The 20,963-nt window shown below is 69.5% G+C and carries 17 protein-coding genes, 1 other RNA gene and 1 pseudogene; 7 read left to right on the top strand and 12 right to left on the bottom strand.

All coding sequences use genetic code 11. The features are described 5' to 3' along the window. Nucleotides 1–108: 108 nt before the first annotated feature. From APY03_RS42235 to dnaX, 5 genes are all read right to left on the bottom strand, one after another. Nucleotides 109–273, bottom strand: coding sequence for a hypothetical protein (locus tag APY03_RS42235; protein WP_157103533.1), 165 nt, complete (start codon nt 271–273; stop codon nt 109–111). 91 nt (nt 274–364) lie between these two features. Further along, nucleotides 365–760, bottom strand: coding sequence for an MAPEG family protein (locus APY03_RS38960; RefSeq protein WP_068686070.1), 396 nt, complete (start codon nt 758–760; stop codon nt 365–367). 2 nt (nt 761–762) lie between these two features. Beyond that, nucleotides 763–1,353, bottom strand: coding sequence for a recombination mediator RecR (recR, locus tag APY03_RS38955; protein ID WP_068686068.1), 591 nt, complete (start codon nt 1,351–1,353; stop codon nt 763–765). An 8-nt stretch (nt 1,354–1,361) separates the two neighbouring features. Next, nucleotides 1,362–1,694: a YbaB/EbfC family nucleoid-associated protein gene (locus APY03_RS38950; protein WP_012747441.1), complete on the bottom strand. Its 333-nt coding sequence runs from the start codon at nt 1,692–1,694 to the stop codon at nt 1,362–1,364. A gap of 37 nt (nt 1,695–1,731) precedes the next feature. Continuing rightward, on the bottom strand, nt 1,732–3,540 hold the full coding sequence (dnaX, locus tag APY03_RS38945; RefSeq protein ID WP_068686066.1) for a DNA polymerase III subunit gamma/tau: 1,809 nt from the start codon (nt 3,538–3,540) through the stop codon (nt 1,732–1,734). A gap of 124 nt (nt 3,541–3,664) precedes the next feature. Between dnaX and APY03_RS38940 the strand changes: the two genes are divergently transcribed. Beyond that, the gene (locus APY03_RS38940) at nt 3,665–4,783 is read left to right on the top strand and encodes a M12 family metallopeptidase (protein ID WP_083944933.1); all 1,119 of its coding nucleotides are present in this window, start codon (nt 3,665–3,667) and stop codon (nt 4,781–4,783) included. 37 nt (nt 4,784–4,820) lie between these two features. Beyond that, an RNA gene (gene ffs / locus APY03_RS38935) (signal recognition particle sRNA small type) lies at nt 4,821–4,917 on the top strand. Between the two features lie 58 nt (nt 4,918–4,975). Here ffs and APY03_RS38930 read toward each other — a convergent pair. From APY03_RS38930 to APY03_RS45240, 4 genes and pseudogenes are all read right to left on the bottom strand, one after another. After that, on the bottom strand, nt 4,976–5,257 hold the full coding sequence (locus tag APY03_RS38930; protein WP_068686063.1) for a hypothetical protein: 282 nt from the start codon (nt 5,255–5,257) through the stop codon (nt 4,976–4,978). 83 nt (nt 5,258–5,340) lie between these two features. After that, a complete protein-coding gene (locus APY03_RS38925; RefSeq protein WP_068686062.1) occupies nt 5,341–6,600 on the bottom strand; it encodes a TIGR03862 family flavoprotein in 1,260 nt (419 codons plus the stop codon). Beyond that, nucleotides 6,597–9,875 carry a UvrD-helicase domain-containing protein gene (locus APY03_RS38920; protein WP_068686151.1) on the bottom strand — a complete coding sequence of 1,093 codons (3,279 nt, stop codon included), beginning with the start codon at nt 9,873–9,875 and terminating at the stop codon, nt 6,597–6,599. The genes APY03_RS38925 and APY03_RS38920 overlap by 4 nt, the downstream gene beginning before the upstream one ends. A 90-nt stretch (nt 9,876–9,965) precedes the next feature. Continuing rightward, nucleotides 9,966–10,820: pseudogene (locus APY03_RS45240) on the bottom strand (RecB family exonuclease); the annotation flags it as partial. Between the two features lie 1,780 nt (nt 10,821–12,600). On the opposite strand from APY03_RS45240, the gene trxA reads away from it, so the two are divergent. Together trxA and rho are read left to right on the top strand one after the other, a co-directional pair. Then, nucleotides 12,601–12,933 (top strand): thioredoxin TrxA, encoded by a 333-nt coding sequence (gene trxA, locus APY03_RS38915; protein ID WP_068686060.1) that lies wholly within the window; start codon nt 12,601–12,603, stop codon nt 12,931–12,933. Between the two features lie 190 nt (nt 12,934–13,123). Beyond that, complete coding sequence (rho, locus tag APY03_RS38910) at nt 13,124–14,389, top strand: transcription termination factor Rho (protein ID WP_068686058.1); 1,266 nt, start codon at nt 13,124–13,126, stop codon at nt 14,387–14,389. Between the two features lie 16 nt (nt 14,390–14,405). Here rho and APY03_RS38905 read toward each other — a convergent pair whose 3' ends face one another. Further along, nucleotides 14,406–15,467, bottom strand: coding sequence for an oxidoreductase (locus APY03_RS38905; protein ID WP_068686056.1), 1,062 nt, complete (start codon nt 15,465–15,467; stop codon nt 14,406–14,408). A gap of 143 nt (nt 15,468–15,610) precedes the next feature. On the opposite strand from APY03_RS38905, the gene APY03_RS38900 reads away from it, so the two are divergent. The 3 genes from APY03_RS38900 to APY03_RS38890 all read left to right on the top strand — a co-directional run bounded on the left by APY03_RS38900 (nt 15,611) and on the right by APY03_RS38890 (nt 19,033). Further along, complete coding sequence (locus APY03_RS38900; protein WP_068686053.1) at nt 15,611–15,880, top strand: type B 50S ribosomal protein L31; 270 nt, start codon at nt 15,611–15,613, stop codon at nt 15,878–15,880. Nucleotides 15,881–15,965: 85 nt separating this feature from the next. After that, nucleotides 15,966–17,696: a hypothetical protein gene (locus APY03_RS38895; RefSeq protein ID WP_068686050.1), complete on the top strand. Its 1,731-nt coding sequence runs from the start codon at nt 15,966–15,968 to the stop codon at nt 17,694–17,696. Continuing rightward, on the top strand, nt 17,693–19,033 hold the full coding sequence (locus APY03_RS38890; RefSeq protein WP_068686048.1) for an MATE family efflux transporter: 1,341 nt from the start codon (nt 17,693–17,695) through the stop codon (nt 19,031–19,033). The genes APY03_RS38895 and APY03_RS38890 overlap by 4 nt, the downstream gene beginning before the upstream one ends. On the opposite strand, the gene phoR is transcribed toward APY03_RS38890, so the two are convergent. Continuing rightward, nucleotides 19,017–20,357, bottom strand: coding sequence for a phosphate regulon sensor histidine kinase PhoR (phoR, locus tag APY03_RS38885; protein ID WP_068686046.1), 1,341 nt, complete (start codon nt 20,355–20,357; stop codon nt 19,017–19,019). The genes APY03_RS38890 and phoR overlap by 17 nt on opposite strands. Before the next feature lie 40 nt (nt 20,358–20,397). Continuing rightward, the coding region (locus APY03_RS38880) for a winged helix-turn-helix domain-containing protein (protein ID WP_232324576.1) at nt 20,398–20,963 on the bottom strand (566 nt) is incomplete at its 5' end.

Genomic DNA, 20,963 nt, shown 5'->3' with positions numbered 1-20,963 from the left:
CATCCCGTGCGGGTTTCCACGTAATCAGGAAGACCACTTCGCCAGCGTCTCCTGGCTTCGTGCAACCGGCCTTGGGGACGGCCTGATCAGGCGATCCGGCGAAGAGGTCTACGGCTTGTCGATCGACCTTCGCGTGCGCAGCGACGTCAGCATCGGTTGATGGTCGGACGCGAACGCCGGACCATCGTGGTGAGCCAGCACGCATTCCTTCACCGCCTGGTCGTCTTCGATCATCCCATCAGGCAATTCGCCGAACTGGAAGGCCGGCAGCACCTTGCAGCTGACACTATCGACTCCAAGACCGGGCGTCGGATTCAGGTCCCGCCAAACGGCGACTCGCAGCCGCGGGCTGCGGGGCGCCGGTCTAGAAGCCGGCGATGAAGAGGATCGCGACGTTGAGCGCGAACGCAAGCGCCCAGACCGTGCTGCGCGCAGTGCCGAAGCCGCGGATATAGAGCGCGATGTAGACGACGCGCATCAGCACGTACGCCGCGGCCAGCATGTCGAGCCGTGCCTGCGCCGCGCCGAGCTGGTGTGCGATGACCACCGCGCCGATGAAGAAGGGAAGGCCCTCGAAGCTGTTGTTCTGTGCGGCAAGCGCCCGCGCGCGCCAGCCGGCCTGGCGGCGCATCCATTCGCGCGGCGCCTGGTTGTCGCGCAGCCTGAAGTTGCCGATCTTCGCGATGTAGGCCGCGACGTAGGGCAAGAGCGCCGCGGCCAGCACGCACCAGTAGGCGAGCGTCAACGCGGGCAGGCGCATGCTCAACGCCGATCGACCAGCGCGTGCGCGATGGTGCCGAGGTCCACGTACTCGAGCTCGCTGCCGGCCGGCACGCCGCGCGCGAGCCGCGTCACGGTGAGGCCGCGCTGGCGCAGCGCCTCGCCGATCACGTGCGCGGTGGCCTCGCCTTCGGCGGTGAAATTGGTGGCGAGGATGACCTCGCTCACCGTGCCGTCGAGTGCGCGGTCGAACAGCTTCGAGAGGCCGATGTCCTTGGGGCCGATGCCGTCGAGCGGGCTCAGCTTGCCCATCAAGACGAAGTAATAGCCGCGGAATGCGCCGGTGCGCTCCAGCGCCGCCTGGTCTGCCGGGGTCTCCACCACGCACAGCTTGGTGGCGTCGCGGCGCGCGTCGAGGCAGACGCTGCATACAGGCGCCTCGGTGAAGGTGTTGCAGCGCTCGCAATGCCGCACCTGCGCGGCGGCCTCCTGCAAGGAGCGCGCCATCCGATTCATGGCCTCCCGGTCGTGCTGCAGCAGGTGAAAGGCCATGCGCGAGGCCGACTTGACGCCGACGCCGGGCAGGCGGCGCAATGCCTCGATCAAGGCATCGAGCGCGCTGGAATCCGCCATGCGGAGACTTAGAACGGGAGCTTCATGCCGGGCGGCAGGCCGGGCATGCCAGCGGTCAGCTTGCCCATCTTCTGCTCGCTGGTCTCCTCGGCCTTGCGCACCGCGGCGTTGAAGGCGGCGGCCACCAGGTCTTCCAGCATGTCCTTGTCGTCGGCCAGCAGGCTGGGATCGATGGTGATGCGCTTGACGTCGTGCTTGCAGGTCATCACGACCTTCACCAGGCCGGCGCCGGATTCGCCCTCGACCTCGATGGTCGCCAGTTCTTCCTGCGCCTTCTTGAGGTTGTCCTGCATCGCCTGCGCCTGCTTCATGAGGCCGGCAAGTTGTCCTTTGTTGAACATCGTTGGTCCTGTCGTCGTTGGATGGATAAAAAATGGATCAGGCAGGCCGCAGCGTGCCCGGCACGATCCTGGCGTCCCAGTCGCGCATCATGGACTGCACTTCGGGGTCGTTGCGAATCGCTTCCTCGGCCTCGCGCTGGCGCGCGTCGGCCGCCTGCTTGTTGCGGCGCGCCGGGCTGTCGGTCACGACGCCGATCTCGATGGCGAGCTTCACGCCGTGTCCCAGCGTTGCCAGCGCCGCCTGCAGTTTGTCACGGCTGCCTGCCTGGTTGAGCGACTCGCGCTCGACGCGCAGCAGCCACTGGTCGACGTCGCGCGCCACCAGTTGCGATTGCAGCGCGAGCTCGCGCGCCAACGCGGTGATCGCCTCGGCCGCCACCAGCTGCGTGACGGTCGAATACCAGAAGTCGCCCTCCTCGCTGGGTTCGATGGGCGCCGGCGCGCTCTCGCGGGCGAGGTCGCGCGCGCCGGGCGGCGGCTGCACGCGCACGTGCATGGCCAGCACCTGGGCAGCCGAGGGACTCGCTTCGGGCGCGCTCGGGGCGACCGCCGGGCGGCCCTCCTCGCGCACCGGCAGGCGGTGCCCGGGCGGCGCGGCACGCGTTGCGTCGGATGCTGCAGGTGTGGCAGCAGTTGCCTGAGCCGCCGCGGGGGGGGGCGCGGCCACAACCGCCGGCCGAGGCGCCTGCGCCGCCGCCGGGGCTTCATTCAGAGTTTTTTTTTCCGCGCCGGCAGCAGCCGCCGGCTTGAACGCCAGCAGGCGCAGCAGCACCATGGTGAGCGCGGCGTACTCGTCGGGCGCCAGGCCCAGTTCACCGCGGCCATGGAGGCACAGGCTGTAGAGGAGTTGCGTCTCGTCGGCCGGCATCGCAGCCGCGAGGCGCGCGGTCTCGGCTGCCTCGGGGTCGCTCGCGTTGCCGGGCTCGGCGCGCGAAGGCACCGCCTGCAACACGGCCATGGCCTGGAGCACGGCCGTCATTTCCTCGAGCGTCGAGGCGGCTGAGAGGCCGTCGCGGCGCAGCCCCTCTGCGGTCTCGACCACCGTCTTGCCGTCGCCCTGTGCCAGCGCCTCGATCAGGCGGAACACGTGGCCGCGGTCCACGCTGCCCAGCATCTGCCGCACGCCGCCTTCCGTCAGCTCGCCGTTGCCGAAGGCGATGGCCTGGTCGGTCAGCGACAGCGCATCGCGCATCGAGCCGCGGGCCGCGCGCGCGATCAGCCGCAGCGCATGCGGCTCGGCCGGCACGGTCTCGGTCTGCAGCACACGGGTGAGGTGCTCGAGCACCGTCTCGGGCGCCATCGGGCGCAGGTTGAACTGCAGGCAGCGCGACAGCACCGTGACGGGCACCTTCTGCGGATCGGTGGTGGCCAGCACGAACTTGAGGTATTCCGGCGGTTCCTCGAGCGTCTTCAGCATCGCGTTGAAGGCATGGCCGGTGAGCATGTGCACCTCGTCGATCATGAAGACCTTGAAGCGCCCCTGCACCGGCTTGTAGACCGCCTGCTCCAGCAGGGCCTGCACCTCGTCCACGCCGCGGTTCGAGGCCGCGTCCAGCTCGGTGTAGTCGACGAAGCGGCCCGAATCGATGTCCTTGCAGGCCTGGCAGACGCCGCACGGCGCAGCGGTGATGCCGCCCTGCCCGTCGGGCCCCTGGCAGTTGAGCGACTTGGCCAGGATGCGCGAAACGGTGGTCTTGCCCACGCCGCGCGTGCCGGTGAAGAGATAGGCATGGTGCAGCCGCTGGGAGGTCAGCGCGTTCTCGAGCGCCTGCACCACATGCTCCTGGCCCACCATCTCGCTGAAGGTCCTGGGGCGGTGTTTGCGAGCGAGAACGAGATAGGCCATCGGCGCATTTTAGGTGGTCACCCAAGACGCCTCCCCGATGTCCTCCGACGGGACATAGGCCTTTTTACTTATAGCTTTTCACCATTTCCCTCCTAGCATGGCATTGGCTTCCGAGGAGACCGACATGCCCACAGCGCACCCCCGAACCGCGCGCGCGCCCGCGGCCGGCAAAGCCAAGGCCCAGCCGGCCAACGCGCGCCGCTACTGCATGCAGCCCGTGCAGGCGCCGCGGCAATTCGACAACAGCGTCTCCGCCGGCCGCGCCGCCGCCATCCTGGCCGCAAGCAGGAAATGGGTGAACGGCACGCAGCTGAACTACTACTGCTACAAGCGCGGCGACGGCGTGCCGGCTGCCTGGCAGGGCAACAGCGCGGATACGGCGGTGGTCGAGGAGGCCTTCGAAGGGTGGGCCAAGCTGGGCATCGGCATCGGCTTCCGCCGCGTCGAAGCGCCCGAGGACGCGATCGTTCGCATCGGCTTCGATCCGCAGGAGGGCTCCTGGTCTTATGTCGGCCGCGATGTGCTCACCGTGCGCGACCCGCTGCAGCGGACGATGAATTTCGGCTGGCCGCTCAACACCGACTACGGCCGCGACACCGCGCTGCACGAGATCGGCCACACACTGGGACTCGAGCACGAGCACCAGAACCCCCACGCCGGCATCAGCTGGAACCGGCAGGCGGTGATCGACTATTTCTCGGGTCCGCCCAACCATTGGCAGGAGCCGCAGATCGAGTGGAATATCCTGCGCAAGATCCCGGCCTCGGAGGTCAAGGGCACGACCTGGGACCCTGACTCGGTGATGGAGTACCACTTCGAGCCCGGGCTCATCGACGCGCCCGCGCAGTACCGGGAAGGGCTGGTGCCCAAGGGCGGGCTCTCCTACGCAGACAAGGCGTGGGTGGTGGAGTCCTACCCCGGCGTGCGGGCGCCCGCGCTCGGCACGCTCAAGGTCGGGCTGTCGCAGCTGCTCAAGATCAAGGCCGGCGAGACCCGCAACTTCGAGTTCGTGCCGCCGCGCACGCGGACCTACAACATCGGCACGTTCGGCACATCGGACACCGTGCTGGTGCTGTTCGAGGTCACGCCAGCCGGCAACGTGCAGATCGCGGGCAGCGACGACAGCGGCAGCGACCTCAACGCCCGGGTGAGCGTGCGCCTGCAGAAGGGCCGCCACTACCTGGTCGGCATCCGCCTCTACTACGCTGACGCCGCCCTCGAGACTTCGCTGATGGCCTGGTGAGCCGGAGGGCCTCGGGCCGTCGCCTACAATCGCGGCTGACGGGCCTCCCCGCATGGTGAAGTGGCCAAACGGGTCAGGTGGGGAACCAAGCAGCCCTAACTGCGTAGCCAGTGCCGGGGGTAAGGCTCGTCAACCTCACATCAGAAAAAAAGCCGCGTCCTGGAACGCGGCTTTTTGCTGGCAGCAAGCCCTTCAGGTCGCGGCCTCAAAGCGCTCCAGCTTGGCCAGCAGCGTGTGCGCCAGCGCCACCGTCTTGTGCTCCATGCTCGCGACGTGATAGCAGCCCAGCGCCCGCCCCTCGTAGCTGATGGCCGCCACCGGGAAGTGGTGGCCGAGCGCGGTCGCCGCGTCGTGCAGGCATTCCGCGATCGACCGCAGGCCCTGGCGCACGTAGCGCTCGTCGGCATGGCCGGTGCTCACGCTGTAGTTGAAATACCTGTCTCGGATCTTCTTGATGTCGACGTGCGGATGCATAGAGATGGTAGGGGCCCGTCGGGGCAGCCCGCGATTGTCTGCGTCCTCGCAAACAAATGCACTTCAGCCAGAAGTATGCAATTTCATGATTCGGGATCGCCATGGCCCAACCGCCGCAGCACGCCCCGCGCGGCGACCACGCCGCTGGCCATGGAAGCGGTCAGCAGGTAACCACCGGTGGGCGCCTCCCAGTCGAGCATCTCGCCGGCACAAAACACGCCGGGCATTGCAGTGCTCATCAGGTGGTCGTCAAGGGCCTCGAAGAGCACGCCGCCGGCGCTGCTGATCGCCTCGTCGATCGGCCGCGGTGCGACCAGCCGCAGCTGCAGCGCCTTGATGGTTTCGGACAGCTTCTCGGGCTCATGCATCTCGTCACGCGTGAGCGCCTCGTGCAGCACTGCCGTCTTGATGCCTTCGAGGCCGAGCCGGCTCTTCAGATGGCTGGCGACGGAGCGCGCCCCGCGCGGATGCAACACGGCCGCACGCACCTCCTCGGCACTGCGGTCCGGCAGCAGATCGAGCCAGAGCGTCGCGCTGCCCTTCGCCGCGATCTCGTCGCGCAGCAGCGAGGACGCCGCATAGACCAGGCTGCCTTCGATGCCGGTCGCGGTCGCGACGAACTCGCCCTTGCGCGCGAAGCGGCGGTCTCGCGCATCGGTGAAGGAGATCGCCACCGACTTGAAGGGCATCCCCGCGAAGCGCTCGGCAAAGTACGGCGTCCACCCGATGTCGAAGCCGCAGTTGGCCGGCGCCAGCGGCGCCACCTCCACGCCGCACGCGGCCAGCCAGGGCACCCAGGCACCGTCGGACCCCAGCCGCGGCCAACTGGCGCCGCCCAGCGCCAGCACGGTGGCCTCGGGCCTCAGCGCCAGCTCGCCGGCCGGCGTGGCGAAGCGCAGCGCATCCGGCAGCGCACCCGCACCGGACCAGCCGAGCCAGCGATGGCGCATGTGGAAACTCACGCCGCGCTCGCGCAGCCGATGCACCCAGGCGCGCAACAGCGGTGCCGCCTTCATGCCCGTGGGAAAAACTCGGCCCGAGCTGCCGACGAAAGTCTGGATGCCGAGGCCGTGGACCCACTCGCGCAGCGCCTCGGGCCCGAAAGCTTGCAGCAGCGGCTCGATCTGCGATCGGCGCTCACCGAAGCGGCTCGCAAAGCGCTCGAAGGGCTCCGAATGCGTGAGGTTCAAGCCGCCGCGGCCCGCCAGCAGGAACTTGCGCCCAACGGAAGGCATGGCGTCGTAGACGTGCACGGCCAGGCCCTGCGCGCTCAGCACCTCGGCCGCCATCAGCCCGGCCGGGCCGCCGCCCACGACGGCGACCTTCACGCCATCGCCGTTCATTCGACCCCCACCAGTTCGCCCTGCCCGGTGAGGAAGGCGGCGCGCACCGCCTCGCCGGGGCAGGCCTCCTGCACGGCTTCGCGATAGCGCAGCATCTGCGCGATCAGCGCCGCATCGTTCTCCGGACGTGCGGCCGACTTGTAGTCGAGCACCCACCAGACGCCGCTCGCGCGATGCCGCACCAGGCGATCGATGCGCAGCACCTCGCCGCCATGCACCAGCGTGACTTCGTTGCCATGCCAGGCCAGCGCGTCGGCATCCCAGGCCCAGGCGCCCGCGCCTTCGCGGATGCGCTGCGCCATTGCGGCAGCGATTGCGGCGGTGGCGGAGTCCAACCCGAACTCGCGGCCGGCGGCGCGCACGTGGGCCGGTGCGGGGGGCGCGCCGGGCTGCGCCCATTCGAGCAGGCGGTGCATCGCCTGGCCCAGGGCCGAGGCGCGCGAGTCGGCGCTCCTCGGCGCAACGCCCGCCGCCGTGCGTGCCAGGCCCGGCGTGACCGGCAGCTGGAGCATGCCGAAGACTTCGGCTGCCGGCGACGCGCCGGCCTGCAGCGCACCGGCGGCGGTCAAGACCGTGTCGATGGGCTCGCAGCGCGCTTCGAGGCGCGCCCACCAGCTGCGGCCGTCGGGCCGCGCGGAGGGTACCGCCGACAGCACCAGCTCGCTGCGCGCGCGGGTGGTCGCCACGTAGAGCGCGTTGATCTCCTCGCGATGCCGCGCGGCTTGCTCCTCGGCGAGGTCGGCGGTGGTGCAGGCCGGGGGATTCTTCTCGCTGGCGACGAAAACGAAGCGCTCGGGCGCCGCGGCCTGGCCTGGCCACTTGACGAGCACGCCCATGGTCTGCGCGCGCTGCGCCGATGCATCGGTGTCCAGCATCAGCACCAGGTCGGCCTCCAGGCCCTTGGCGCCGTGTACGGTCAGCAACTGCACTGCTTCGGCCGCAGCGACGGAGGGCGCGCGGACGCCTCCCCGGCGCAGCGCGCGCACGAAGGCGTAGGGTGTGGCGAAGCGCGCCCCGTCGAGCTCGAGCGAAGCGGCCATCAGTCCGCGCAGGTTGCCGAGCACGCCGGCCCGCAGCGCCGCGGGCGCCGCGGCTGCAAAGCGGCCGAGCACGTCGGCGTCGTGATAGATCGCGCTCAGCGCATCGTGCGGGGGCCAATCGGCCAGCCAGCGTTGCCACTGGCGCAGTCGAGGGCCGATGCCTGCGAGCGGCGGCTCCAGGCCCGGTCCCTGCAGCAGCTCGAACCAGCTCGCGCCGTGCTGGCGCTTGCGCAGCGCCAGGCGGACGAGGGCATCGTCGTCGAGGCCGAAGAGCGGGGAGCGCAGCGCGCGTGCCAGCGAGAGGTCGTGGTCCGGCGAGACCAGTGCATCGAGCAGCGCCACCATGTCCTGCACCTCGGGCGCGTCGTGCAACTCGTTCTTCTCGGGCTGCTGGACGGCGATGTGCAGCTTGCGCAGTTCGTCCTGCAGCACGGTCAGCCGGCTGCGGCGGCGCGCGAGCACCATGATTCGGGCAGGCGCGAGGCCCTCGGCGATGCGCCCGGCGATCCAGCGCGCGGCCTGCTCGCATTCCTTTTGCAGCAGCTTTTCCTCGGGCAGCAGGCGCGGCGTGGCGAGGCTGTCGCGCCAGAGCAGCATGCCCTCGTCGTCGGTCGCGCGGCCCTGTTCCTTCGGCGCGATCGCGTCGCGCGGGATCGGCGGCAGCTTGCGCACCCGGCCCGGCGCGCGCGATTCGGTGGTGTGGTCCCGGAAGCCGCTGAACTCGCCGGCGCGCTGGGCGTCGCCCATGGCGGCGTTGACCAGGCCCACCACCGCCTGCGCGTTGCGATGGGTGTGGTCGCAGTTGAGCAGGTCGCCATCGAGGCCTTCCTTGACGAATTGCTTGGCCGCGATGAACACCTGCGGCTCGGCGCGCCGGAAGCGATAGATGCTCTGCTTCGGATCGCCCACGATGAACACGCCCGGCCGCCGTCCGCCCGCACCCGCGTAGCTGCCGAGCCAACCGTGCAGCGCCTGCCATTGCAGCGGATTGGTGTCCTGGAACTCGTCGATGAGCAGATGCCGCACACGCGCATCGAGCCGCTCCTGCACCCAGCCCCACAGCTCCGAGTTGCCGAGCAGAAGGTGCGCGGCCTGCTCGACGTCGTTCATGTCGACCCAGCCATGCGCCGCCTTGACCTGGGCGAAGCAACGGATCAACAGGCGAGTCAGCCGCGCCATGCGCTGCTGGTAGAGCCAGGCGGCATGCTGGGCCTGCGCCTCGCAGTACTGCTGCACGTACTGCTGCGCGGCGCGCACGTCTTCCACGCCGGCGAGCTTGTCGCTGAACTTGCGCGGCTCGCCCTTTTGCGTGAGCAGCGCATCGAGCACGCCGGCGACGCGGCCCTTGGTCACGGCATGCTCCAGCTTCAGGCCTTTCTGCGAGAAGGTCGGGGCGCTGGCGCGGCCCAGCGCTCGCGCTGCGGCGAGCAAGGCGGCGCGGCAGGCCGGATCGTGCAGCAGTCTCTCTTCGGGCGACTCGGCACCCGCGAACGCTGGATAGAGCTCGCCCATGGGAACCACGGCATCGTCGACGGTGCCGTGGGCATCGGCGAGCACGAACTCGACACGTCGGGTCAGCGCCTCGTCCAGCGCCTTGGCCGTCTGCGATCGGCCGTAATCCGCGACGAGCGCGCGGTAGTCGGCAGCGGCCCCGGGATCGTCCGCCACGGCCGCGAAGAAAGGGCGCCAGACTCGCGCTCGCGCCTCGGCGTCGTCCTCGAGCAACTGGTAGTTGGCCGGCAGCCCCAGGCGCTCGAGCACCGCCACGGGCGCGCTGCGCAGCAGCCCGGCGAACCAGGCGTGGAAAGTGCGGAACTGGACCGGTCGGCCGCCCGCGAGCAGCTCTCGGTAGAGGCCCTGCAGCCGCGGCGCACGGGCCTCGGCCGATGCGCGGTCCATGCCGCGCATCACGAGCTCGGGCACCAGCGCCTCCACGGGCTGCGCCGCGAAGGCCTCCAGCCACTGGTCGAGGCGCTCGCGCATCTCGCCGGCGGCCTTCTTGGTGAACGTGATGGCAAGGATTTCGTGCGGCGCGCAGGCGCCCGCGCCTTCTTCCAGCAGGGCACGAAGGATGCGCGAAACCAGCATCCAGGTCTTGCCCGCGCCCGCGCAGGCCTCCACAGCTACCGAGCGGCGCGGGTCGCAGGCGATGGCGTAGAAGCGCTCGCGCGGGACGGCGGCGCCGTTGTGTTCGTAGGCGGCGGCCTTCGGTTCCGCTGGCGGCGCGACCGGCACCGGCACCTGGACGACGGACGGCGCAGCGGGCACGACGGCTGCGGCAGGCGGCGAGGGCTCGTCGCTCCAGAAGTCCTTGCGGCACAGGCCGCGTGCGCCGCAGTGCTCGCAGACCTGCCCTTCGCCCAGCGCAGGCAGCGCCGCTCCGCGACCGATGCGCGCGAGATCGTCCATGACGCCGGCGACGAGGGCGTCGCGCGCGGCGATCACATCGGTCTGCTCGACGGTGCGCGTGCCGGAGGCCTTCTCGCCGACGTTGACGTAGGCCGCCCGCAAGTCATCGTCCGGGAAGAGCGCCGCGTAGAAGGCCAGCTGGGTGTCCTCCGTCGGGTCCTTGACGCGATCGCGGGTCTTGTCGACCGACTCGGTCTTGTAATCGATCACGAAGGCGCGCCCGTCGGCGGTGGAATCGACGCGGTCCAGCCTGCCGACCAGCTTCACGCTGCCCAGCGACAGCTCCTTCCACGGCTCCGACTCGACGAACACGGCACCTTCGTCCTGCTCGTGCGTGGCGAGCCAGGCGAGGTAGCCGTCGCGTACCGCCGGCCAGGCCGCCGCGAAGGGCAGGAACTCGGCCTGCGAGAGGCCGAACTCGCGCGTGGCCTCCTGCTCGGCCGCTGCCATCAGGGCGAGCCGCGCGTCCAGTTCCGCATCGGGCGCTTGCTTCAGCGCCTCGTGGAAATGGCCGAGCACCGCATGCAGCCAGTTGCCGAAATCGCGCTTGTCGACCTCCGCGTCGAGCTCGTCGCTGCTGCGCAGGCCGAGCTGGCGCATCGCAAAGAAGCGATAGGGGCAGCGGCGCAGGTCCTCGTAGGCCGTGGAGGACAGCGTCGCGGGCAGCAGCGCGTCGCCGTGCGGCTGCGGGCGCGGCGTGGGCTGCGCGGCCTTCTGCACCGCGATCCGCGGGTCGGCGGCCGCAGCCGCGGCGTGCTCCAGTTGCAGCATCTGCAGCAGGGCGCTGGGGCGCACGGGCTCGCCGCTGGCATCGAATCCGCGCCACAGCAGGTCGCAATGCGGCGCACACAGGGCAATGCCCCAGGCAGCGCGCTGGGCCGCCTCCAGCGCCTCGCGCGCAGGCAACGCGAGAGCGAGGCGCTGCGCCGGCGTCCAGTCGCCGGGCGGCTCGGGCGATGCGGGCAGGCGCTGGTCGTCGCAGCCCGGCAGCACGACGGCGCCGAAGGCCCGGCCCAGCATCTGGTGCAGCGGCAGCACCACGACCCGCGGCTGATCCTCGTCGGCAGGCAGGCGCACGCTCGCGGCCTCGAGCACGTCGCGCACCCAGGCGCTGAATTCCACGAGGGTGCAGCGGGTGCCGCGGATCTCGGTTTCGGCATCGAGGTAGAGCGCTGCGATCAGCTCGGCACCGACCACGTCTTCGCGCAGCCGGGGCCACTGGCCGCCGGCCTCGAGCAGCACTCGCGTGGCTTCGAGCCACTCGCCGAGCGGCCTGGCACGGGCCAGGGTCGCGCGCAGCGCCTCGACGTCATTGGTAAAGGCCAGCAGGTCCTGATCGCGCGGGTGCCCGCTGGACGCAACGAAGGAACACCAGCCGCGCCAGTCGCGCATGCCGCGCTCGCGCAGGCGTGCCTCCAGCACGCGGATGGCACGGCCATCGAGGGCCGCGGCGCTCTTGAGCCAGTCCAGCACCTGGTCGCTCGAGGCATCGTGGGCGCAAGCGCGCAAGGCGCTCATCACCGTGGCAGCGGCGCGCGTGGTGGACAGCTTCCAGCCGGTCTCGTCCCGCGGCTGCACGCCGTGGGCGCTCAACTGGGCGCTGATGCGGCGCGTGAGCGCGCGGTCGGTGGCCACCAGCGCCACGGGCGCGCGGCCTTCGGCGAGGTGGCGCAGCACGCAGGCGGCGGCGCGCTGGGCCTCGTCCTCGGGGTCGTCGCAGGGGTGCAGCCCTGCAACGCATGCAGGCGTGGACTGCGTCGCCAGCGGCAGGCGCAGCGCGCGTTCGCCGAACAGGTCCGCGAGCTTGTTGGCCAGCGGATCGCTCTGCAGGCCTTCGAGCACGATCATCTGGTCGACCTGAGCCAGCACGCCATCTGCAAGCAGCACGTCGGTGGCATAGCCGGAACTGGCGGCCCACGCCAGCGCGATGCCGTTGAGCGCGCTCTCGGTGTCGAACCATTCGGAGCCTCGGCCTGCCATGAGGGCATCGCGCACGCGCATGGCCCAGCCTGCGCGATCGTCCGGAAGCTCGGCCGCAGCCAACGGCGCGAGCTGCAAGGCGATCTCGACCAGCCGGCCCGCAAGCGCATTGCGCGCGGCACCGAGGCCGGCCCGGGCGAGCAGCGACTGCGCGGCGAGAAGGTCGCGCGCCATGTCGAAGGTGATGTCGTCGTCGCCAGGCACGAAGCCGCCCACGCTGCGCGCCCAGTTGCGCGTGGTCTCGAAGCGCGGCGCGAAGCCCGGGGCGCCGCAGCCAGCCCACATGGCGCGCGCCACCTGCATCAACTGCGCGTAGGGCACCAGCACCACGGTGCGCGCGGGGTGCAGCCCGCGCTCGGCCAGCAGGCGCGAGATGCGGGCGACCAGGCCCTCGGCCGGGTCGCACCAAAGGGCATGCGCACAGTGGCGCTCGGAAGAGTTCATCGGGGGTTCTTGTAGGGCTTTGGCTATCGGGGCCATAGCGTGCGCGCCGACCACGGCATCACTTGGTTTCTGTCACAATGGCCCGCACTTTAGCTGCACCATCATCCAGCCCAGAAGGACCCATCCCATGGCCAGCGAACTCATCAAACACATCTCCGATTCTTCTTTCGAGGCTGACGTCCTCAAGTCCGGCAAGCCTGTGCTCGTGGACTACTGGGCCGAGTGGTGCGGTCCCTGCAAGATGATCGCCCCCATCCTGGACGAAGTCTCCAGCACCTACGAAGGCAAGCTGCAGGTCGCCAAGATGAACGTCGACGAGAACCGCGACATCCCCGCCAAGTTCGGCATCCGCGGCATTCCGACGCTGATGCTGTTCAAGGACGGCCAACTGGCCGCGACCAAGGTCGGCGCGATGAGCAAGGCCCAGCTCACGGCCTTCATCGATCAGCAACTCGCCTGAGTTCTCCCCCTGGGCTGCCCGCGTGCAAGGCGCTGGCAGCCCTTGTCGTTTTTCCTGTCATAATCTTCGCAGTTCACCGGCCCTTCTTTCTGGCAGCCGGTTCGAGTTCCCCGGTTTGTGAGGCCTCCTCGCCTCTCCTCAAACCTCCCCCCTGGTTCTTTCCGACAGTTTCCCCGCGAGGGGTCGTTCCATGCACTTAAACGAACTCAAGGCACTCCACGTGTCTGAAGTCTTCAAGCAGGCTGAAGCCCTGGAGATCGAGAACACCGGCCGCATGCGCAAGCAGGAGCTGATGTTCGCGATCATCAAGAAGCGGGCGAAGGCCGGCGAGCAGGTCTTCGCCGACGGCGTGCTCGAGATCCTGCCGGACGGCTTCGGCTTCCTGCGCAGCCCGGACACGAGCTTCACCGCCAGCACCGACGACATCTACATCAGTCCCAGCCAGGTGCGGCGCTTCAACCTCCACACCGGTGACCTGATCGAGGGCGAGGTGCGCATTCCCAAGGACGGCGAGCGCTACTTCGCGCTGACCAAGCTGGACAAGGTCAACGGCGGCGCGCCCGAGGCGAACAAGCACAAGGTGATGTTCGAGAACCTCACGCCGCTCTTCCCCAAGGAGCTGATGCGCCTGGAGCGCGACAACTTCAAGGGCGAGGAGAACATCACCGGCCGCATCATCGACATCATCGCGCCCATCGGCAAAGGCCAGCGCGCGCTGCTGGTGGCGCCGCCCAAGAGCGGCAAGACGGTGATGATGCAGCACATGGCGCACGCGATCAGCGCCAACTATCCCGAGGTCCACATGATGGTGCTGCTCGTCGACGAGCGGCCCGAGGAAGTGACGGAGATGCAGCGCACGGTGAAGGGAGAGGTCATCGCCTCGACCTTCGACGAGCCCGCTGCACGCCACGTGCATGTGGCCGAGATGGTGATCGAGCGCGCCAAGCGCCTGGTCGAACTCAAGAAGGACGTGGTGATCCTGCTGGACTCGATCACCCGCCTGGCACGCGCCTACAACAACGTCGTGCCCTCCTCCGGCAAGGTGCTGACGGGCGGCGTCGACTCCAACGCGCTGCAGCGCCCCAAGCGCTTTCTCGGCGCGGCGCGCAACGTGGAGGAAGGCGGGTCGCTGACCATCATCGGCACCGCGCTGATCGACACCGGGAGCCGGATGGACGAAGTGATCTTCGAGGAGTTCAAGGGCACCGGCAACTCCGAGATCCACCTGGACCGCCGGCTCTACGAGAAGCGCGTGTTCCCCTCGATCCAGCTCAACCGCAGCGGCACCCGCCGCGAGGAATTGCTGCTGCCGCCCGAGATCCTGCAGAAGACCCGCATCCTGCGCCAGCTCATGTACAACATGGACGAGATCGAGGCGATGGAGCTCATGCTGAAGAACATGCGGGCGACGAAGACCAATGTCGAGTTCTTCGACATGATGCGCCGAGGCGGTTGAGCCTCGCCCAGAAGGATCAGCGCGCCGGAAGCGCGCGGCCTTCGGCAGCGCTTCGGCGACCGAGGTCCAGGAGTTCCATGAGTTCGACGGCCTGCTCGGGCGGAACGGGGCTCTCGCCCTTGCCCAGGATCGCATCGCGCACCGCGGCGTAGTAGGCCATGTAGTTGCCGGCGAGCGTCGGCACATTCCTTTGCTCGATCTGGCCGTCATCGGATGGCAAGGCCAGTTCGCCATCCAGGTCGTCGGCCCCCCACCTTTCGCCACCCGGCTTTGCGCCAGCCCGCAGGGCGTCTTCCTGCGGATCGACGCCGCGCTTGACGTAGCTGCCGCGCGTGCCGTGCACGATGTAGCGAGGAGCGGCACGGGCCGCCAGCGTGGTCGCGTGCAGCACCGCGCGCAGTGGCGCATGCGTGCCGCTCTCGTAGCGCAGCACGGCGTGGAAGTAGTCCTCGACGAGCGCTCCGTCCCGCAGGCAGGCGGTGTCGAGCTGCAGCGTGTCCGGCGGCCCGAAGAGCTGCACCGTCTGGTCGAGGAGATGCGAGCCCAGGTCCACCCAGAGGCCAGCTCCCGGCACCGGCTGCTCGCGCCAGCGCTCGCGCACCTGGGGGCGGAACCGGTCGAAATGCGATTCGAAATAGACCGGCCGGCCCAGTTCCCCACCGGAGAGCAGCGCCTTCAGCGTCAGGAAGTCCGAATCGAAGCGGCGGTTCTGGTAGACAGACAGCAGCCGGCCCTGCCGCTGCGCCAGCGCCGCGAGTTCGCGCGCCTCGGCCGCGTCGAGGGTGAAAGGCTTGTCGACCACCACATGCTTGCCCGCGGCCAGCGCGGCCCTGGCCACGGGATGGTGCTGCGCATTGGGCGTCGCCACGACGACGAGGTCGATGTCGGAACGCCCCAGCAGAGCCGCCACATCGGGCACCACGTCGACATCGGGCCATTCCTCATGGACCTTGTGCGGCCGCGAACTGGCTACTGCCGCCAATTGAAGCCCCGGCACGGCCGAGAGCACGGGCGCATGGAAAGTCTGGCCTGCGAAACCGAAGCCTGCCAGACCGGCACGCAAGGGGCTTGAATTCATGGCTGGGTTGGGGCTGGCGCCCAAAAGGACCAGTATGCGATAATCGAGGGCTCCGCGAAAAGTGCAGCCCGGCGCCGTGCCGGCGGGACGCGTCTTCAGAAGCGTTCGTACTTGTGGCTCTCGCATCGACCAAAGGAAAAATCATGGCTAAAGAAGGCATTCACCCGAACTACCGCGAGGTCCTGTTCGTCGATCTGTCGAACGGATTCAAGTTCGTCACCCGTTCCTGCGTGAACACCAAGGAAATGGGCAAGGCCGACGACGGCCGCGAGCTGCCGCTCTTCAAGCTCGATACATCGAGCGAGTCGCACCCCTTCTACACCGGCACGCAGAAGTCGGTTGACAACATGGGCGGTCGTGTCGAGAAGTTCCGCAACCGTTTCGGCAAGACCGGCGCTGCTGCCTCCAAGTAAGGCAGGCGCTTCCGAGTCGAGGGCAGCCCGGTTTACCGCGCTGCCTTTTTTTCTTTCAGTCCCCCTCCATCCAGACGCCTTCCCGTTGAACCAGCCGACGCCAGCGATCGTTGCCCAGAGCGCCGTGCGCCACCTGCCGCGCATCGCCCTGATCCTGCTGTGCGCGGCCTACCTGATGCCAGGACTGGTGGGGCGCGGACCCTGGAAGAGCGCGGACATCGTCTCGTTCGGGTACATGGCCGAGCTGGCGCGCAGCACGGAAGGCCTGGCCCGCTGGCTCGATCCAATGCTGCTGGGCCTGAGGCCCGAGACGCCGGCGTTGATCCCCTACTGGATCGGCGCGTGGGCGATCAAGATCGCGCCGGCCTGGGTGCATCCCGACCTCGCGGTCCGCATCGCTTTCGCGCTGCTGCTCTGGGGCACCTTCACAGCCACCTGGTACGCGGTGTACTACCTCGCGCGCACCACGCAGGCACAGCCTGTCGCCTTCGCCTTCGGCGGCGAGGCACGTCCCACCGACTACGCCCGCGCCATCGCCGACGGCGCGCTGCTGGCACTGATCGCCTGCCTGGGCCTGGCCCAGCTGGGACATGAGACCACCCCGGCACTGGCCCAGCTCTTCTTCACCTCGCAGCTGTTCTACGGCGTCGTAGCCCTTCCTTACCGCCGCATCGGTCCGATCGTCGCCCTGGTGGTCGGCGCGGCCGGCATGACACTGAGCGGGGGTCCGACGGTCGGGCTGGCGCTGGGCATCGGCTGCGTGATCTTCCTCGCCCTGGACCGCCGGCGCGGCGCCAGGGAGCAAACATCCGACGACGAGCCCACCTATTCCGCCGGCGCCATCGGCACAATCTTCGGCGCAACGCTGCTGGCCGGGCTCCTCGCCGCCTGGCTCGGCCTGCTGCAGTGGAAGATCGAGCTGCCCGGCAGCCAGCCCGGCACCCGCGTCTGGAGCGAGCTGCGCAGCCAGGCCAGGCTTCTGCTGTGGTTCACCTGGCCGGCCTGGCCGCTCGCGGTGTGGACCCTCTGGCGCTGGCGCCGGCAGCTGGCAGCGCGGCACGTCGCGCTGCCTCTGTGGTTCGCCCTGGTGCCGCTGGCAGCCACCTGGACCACCAGTTTTTCCGAGCGCTCGCTGCTGCTCGCTTTGCCGGCCTTCGCGACCCTGGCGGCATTCGCACTGCCGACCTTCAGGCGCAGCGTCGCCGCGCTGATCGACTGGTTCACGCTGCTCTTCTTCAGCGTCTGGGCGATCGTGTTCTGGGTGATCTGGGTCGCGATGCAGACCGGCTTTCCGGCGAAGACGGCTGCCAACGTCGCGAAGCTGGCGCCCGGCTTCGTCCCGCACTTCTCCGCCACCGCATTTGTGTTCGCCATCGCTGCCACGCTCGCCTGGGCCTGGCTGGTGCGCTGGCGCACCGGCCGGCACCGCGCCGCGTTGTGGAAGACGCTGGTGCTGCCGGCCGGCGGCGCGGCCCTGTGCTGGATGCTGGTGATGACGCTGTGGCTCCCGGTGCTGGACTACGCCCGCAGCTACGCGCCCCAGGTGAGCGCAATTACCGAGCGGGTCGGCCAGCCGAGCTGCATGTCCGAGCTGGCGCTGGGCCGGGCCCACATCGCGGCCCTGCGCCACCACGGGCAGATCAACCTGCAGCCGCTGCTGGGCGGCCCGAGCTGCCCCTGGTTGGTCGTGAGCCCGGAAGCGATCGGGCGCCTGCATACGCTGGTCAACCTCGAGAGCTGGCGTCTCATCGGCACCCTGCGCCGGCCCACCAGTCCCAGCGACGACCTGCTGCTCTACCAAAGAACCGCGCCTTGAGCAGCGAACGGCGAGTCATCGCGCGCCACGCTGCGACGGTTCTGGCTGGCCAACTGGCAGTGATGGCCTTTGGCGTGACCGACACCATCGTGGCCGGCCGCTACGCCGAAGGCGCGCTGGCGGCGCTGTCGGTGGGCTCGGCGATCTTCGTCAGCGTCTACGTCTCGCTGCTGGGGGTGCTGCAGGCGCTCCTGCCGGTCTGGGCCGAACTGCACGGCGCGCAGCGCACGGCGGAAGTCGGCCGCTCCGTGCGCCAGTCGCTTTACCTGTGCGCCTTCGCGATCGCCCTGGGCATGGCGATCCTGCTCTTCCCCGCGCCGCTGCTGCGCTGGGCGGAGGTGCCGCAGGCCATGCGCACCGACGTGGAAGCCTATCTGCAGGTGCTGGCCTTCGCGCTGGCGCCGGCGCTGCTGTTCCGGGTCTTCAGCACGCTCAATCAGAGCCTTGGCCAGCCGCAGCTCGTGACCTGGCTGCAGCTGGCCTCGCTGGCGCCGAAGCTGGCGCTGTCGATCTGGTTCACGTTCGGCGGCGCCGGCCTGCCGGCCATGGGCCTGGTGGGCTGCGGCTGGGCCACCCTGGCCGTCAACTGGACGATGCTCGCCTGCGCGGCATGGCTGCTGCGCAGCCAGCCCGTCTACCGCGAATACCGCATCTGGCGCCGCATCGAGCCGCCCGACTGGCGCCAGCTCGGCCAGTTCGCACGGCTCGGCGTCCCGGCCGGCCTCGCGGTGCTGGTGGAGGTCACCTCATTCACGCTGATGGCGCTGTTCATCGCTCGCCTGGGCACCGCCGCCTCGGCGGCCCACCAGATTGCATCGAACCTCACGGCCGTCGCGTACATGGTGCCGCTGTCGATCGCCATCGCCACCAGCGCGCGCGTGAGCTTCTGGCTCGGGGCCGGCGATGCCGCACTTGCGCGGCGCGCCTGTGTGCGCGGCTTCCAGCTCGCCCTTCTGGGCGCCCTGCTCTTTGCCGCAGCGATGGCGCTGCTGCGCTGGCGCCTGGCCGCCGTCTACTCCGCCAATCCCGCGGTTGTGGCGCTGGGTGCCACGCTGCTGCTGGCGACCGCGGCCTACCATCTCGCCGATGCCGTTCAGACGCTGTGCGTTTTCGTGCTGCGCTGCTACCGTGTCACGGTGCTGCCGCTGGTGCTGTACTGCACGCTGCTCTGGGGCGTCGGGCTGGGCGGCAGCTACCTGCTGGCCTATCGCGGCATCGGCCCCTGGCCGGCGATGCAGTCGCCGCTGGCCTTCTGGCTCATGAGCGCGCTGGCGCTGGCGCTGGCGGCGGTGTTGCTGATGGGGCTGCTTTGGTCGACGCTCAGGCGACGGCGCTGAGGGCTGCAGCCTGACGCAGGCGCGTGACCGGGAACAGCAGCGCAAAGCGCGAGCCCTTGCCCACCACGCTCTCGATGCGCAGCTCGGCGCCGTGGCGCTGCGCGACGTGCTTCACGATCGCCAGGCCCAAGCCGGTCCCGCCGGTCTCCCGCGAGCGGCTGCGATCGATGCGGTAGAAGCGCTCGGTGAGGCGCGGGATGTGCTCGGCCGCGATGCCCGGGCCGCTGTCGCGCACCGCGTACTCGCCGCGGCCGTCGGGCAGCAGCCGCCAGCTCACCGCCACCTCGCCGCCGCCGGGCGTGTAGCGGATGGCATTGCTGAGCAAATTGGACATGGCACTCTGCAGCTCGGTGGCCGCGCCGGCGATCTCGGAATCGGCTTCCAGCACGAAGCTCAGCTTGTGCCCCTGCGAGGTCAGCCGGTTGGAGAGGCCGCGGCCCTCGTCCTCGCACTGCGCCATCAGCGCCCGCACGCGGGTCCAGCGGTTGGAAGGCGGCAACGCGCCGCCTTCCAGGCGCGACAGCGTCAGCAGGTCATTGACCAGCGTCTCCATGCGGTGCGACTGCTGGCCCATGAGCGTCAGATAGCGGGACCGTTCCTCCGCGTCCAGTGGCAGGTTCTGCAAGGTCTCGACGAAGCCGGCGAGCACCGTGAGCGGGGTGCGGATCTCGTGCGAGACATTGGCGACGAAGTCGCGCCGCATTGCCTCGGCCTGCTCCAGTGAGGTGATGTCGCGCGTCAGCAGCATGCGGCGGTTGCCTGCGTACGGGTGCACCTGCACCGACAGCCGCACCGGATGGCCGCGGTGGGCGTGGCGCTGCGAGGGCGCGTCGATCACCACGTCGCGGCTGTAGTTCCAGGAAGCCAGGTAGGCCACGAAGGCGGGATCGCGCACCAGGTTCGAGAGATGCTGCAGCAGGTCGCGCTCCGCATCGATGCCGAACTGGCCAGCCGCCGTCTGGTTGCACCACTCGATGCGGCCCTGCTCGTCGAGCAGCACGACGCCGTTGGGCGAGGCCTGGATGGCCGCCAGGAACTCCTGCAGCCGGTCCTCGGCCTGCCGAGCCTGCTGCTCGCGTGCGCGCAGCAGCTTGCGGATACGCTCGGCGATCTCGCCCCACACACCCGGACCGCGCGACGGCAGGCCGTTGGCATCGTTGCGCAGCACTTGCAGCAGCCGCTGGGCGCGCCAGGCATCGAGCCCGAGCCACAGCACCGCACCCAGCCATGCGCCCAGCCACAGAAGGCGAAGCCCGGCCAATCCCGCGACGATGGCGGCCCCCACGATGGAGGCTGTCAGGAAAGTTGCGATACGAAACGGCATGCCCGCCCATTGTGCCGCCGGGCGTTCGCCGGCGTACCCTTCACACGGTGACCTGGGCCGTGAGCCTGTAGCCCGCGCCGCGCACGGTCTCGACCATCGGTGCCGCGGCGCCGAGCGACTCGCGCAGGCGCTTGACGTGCACGTCGACCGTGCGCTCCTCGATGTAGACGTGATCGCCCCACACCTTGTCCAGCAGCTGGGCGCGGCTGTGCACGCGCTCGGCGTGCTGCATCAGGTAGCCCAACAGCTTGAACTCGGTCGGCCCTACCTTCAGCGGCATGCCTTGCCAAGTCACGCGATGCGTCGCGGTGTCCAGGGCCAGCTCGCCGATCTCGACGCGCTCGGTCACCACCTCGGGCGCGCGGCGCCGCAGCACGGCGCGGATGCGCGCCAGCATCTCCTGCGTGGAGAAGGGCTTGGTGATGTAGTCGTCCGCCCCGGCGTCCAGCCCCGCGACCTTGTCGGGCTCGTCGCCGCGCGCCGTCAGCATGAGGATCGGCATGCTCTTGGTGCGCGGGTCCTTGCGCCACTGGCGTGCCAGTTGCAGGCCGCTCTGGCCCGGCAGCATCCAGTCGAGCAGCACGAGGTCGGGCAGGTAGGCGTCGA

Origin of the sequence: Variovorax sp. WDL1, assembly GCF_001541225.1 — a bacterium.
Lineage (GTDB): Bacteria > Pseudomonadota > Gammaproteobacteria > Burkholderiales > Burkholderiaceae_C > Variovorax.
This window is presented reverse-complemented; position numbering and strand designations above follow the sequence as displayed.

What these genes read in the sequence shown, in the direction of transcription:
- dnaX (WP_068686066.1), bottom strand. Translation starts at nt 3,540, where the DNA reads ATGGCCTATCTCGTTCTCGCTCGCAAACACCGCCCCAGGACCTTCAGC.
- rho (WP_068686058.1), top strand. Translation starts at nt 13,124, where the DNA reads ATGCACTTAAACGAACTCAAGGCACTCCACGTGTCTGAAGTCTTCAAG.
- phoR (WP_068686046.1), bottom strand. Translation starts at nt 20,357, where the DNA reads ATGCCGTTTCGTATCGCAACTTTCCTGACAGCCTCCATCGTGGGGGCC.
- APY03_RS38960 (WP_068686070.1), bottom strand. Translation starts at nt 760, where the DNA reads ATGCGCCTGCCCGCGTTGACGCTCGCCTACTGGTGCGTGCTGGCCGCG.
- trxA (WP_068686060.1), top strand. Translation starts at nt 12,601, where the DNA reads ATGGCCAGCGAACTCATCAAACACATCTCCGATTCTTCTTTCGAGGCT.
- APY03_RS38930 (WP_068686063.1), bottom strand. Translation starts at nt 5,257, where the DNA reads ATGCATCCGCACGTCGACATCAAGAAGATCCGAGACAGGTATTTCAAC.
- APY03_RS38940 (WP_083944933.1), top strand. Translation starts at nt 3,665, where the DNA reads ATGCCCACAGCGCACCCCCGAACCGCGCGCGCGCCCGCGGCCGGCAAA.
- APY03_RS38900 (WP_068686053.1), top strand. Translation starts at nt 15,611, where the DNA reads ATGGCTAAAGAAGGCATTCACCCGAACTACCGCGAGGTCCTGTTCGTC.
- recR (WP_068686068.1), bottom strand. Translation starts at nt 1,353, where the DNA reads ATGGCGGATTCCAGCGCGCTCGATGCCTTGATCGAGGCATTGCGCCGC.
- APY03_RS38905 (WP_068686056.1), bottom strand. Translation starts at nt 15,467, where the DNA reads ATGAATTCAAGCCCCTTGCGTGCCGGTCTGGCAGGCTTCGGTTTCGCA.
- APY03_RS38950 (WP_012747441.1), bottom strand. Translation starts at nt 1,694, where the DNA reads ATGTTCAACAAAGGACAACTTGCCGGCCTCATGAAGCAGGCGCAGGCG.
- APY03_RS38925 (WP_068686062.1), bottom strand. Translation starts at nt 6,600, where the DNA reads ATGAACGGCGATGGCGTGAAGGTCGCCGTCGTGGGCGGCGGCCCGGCC.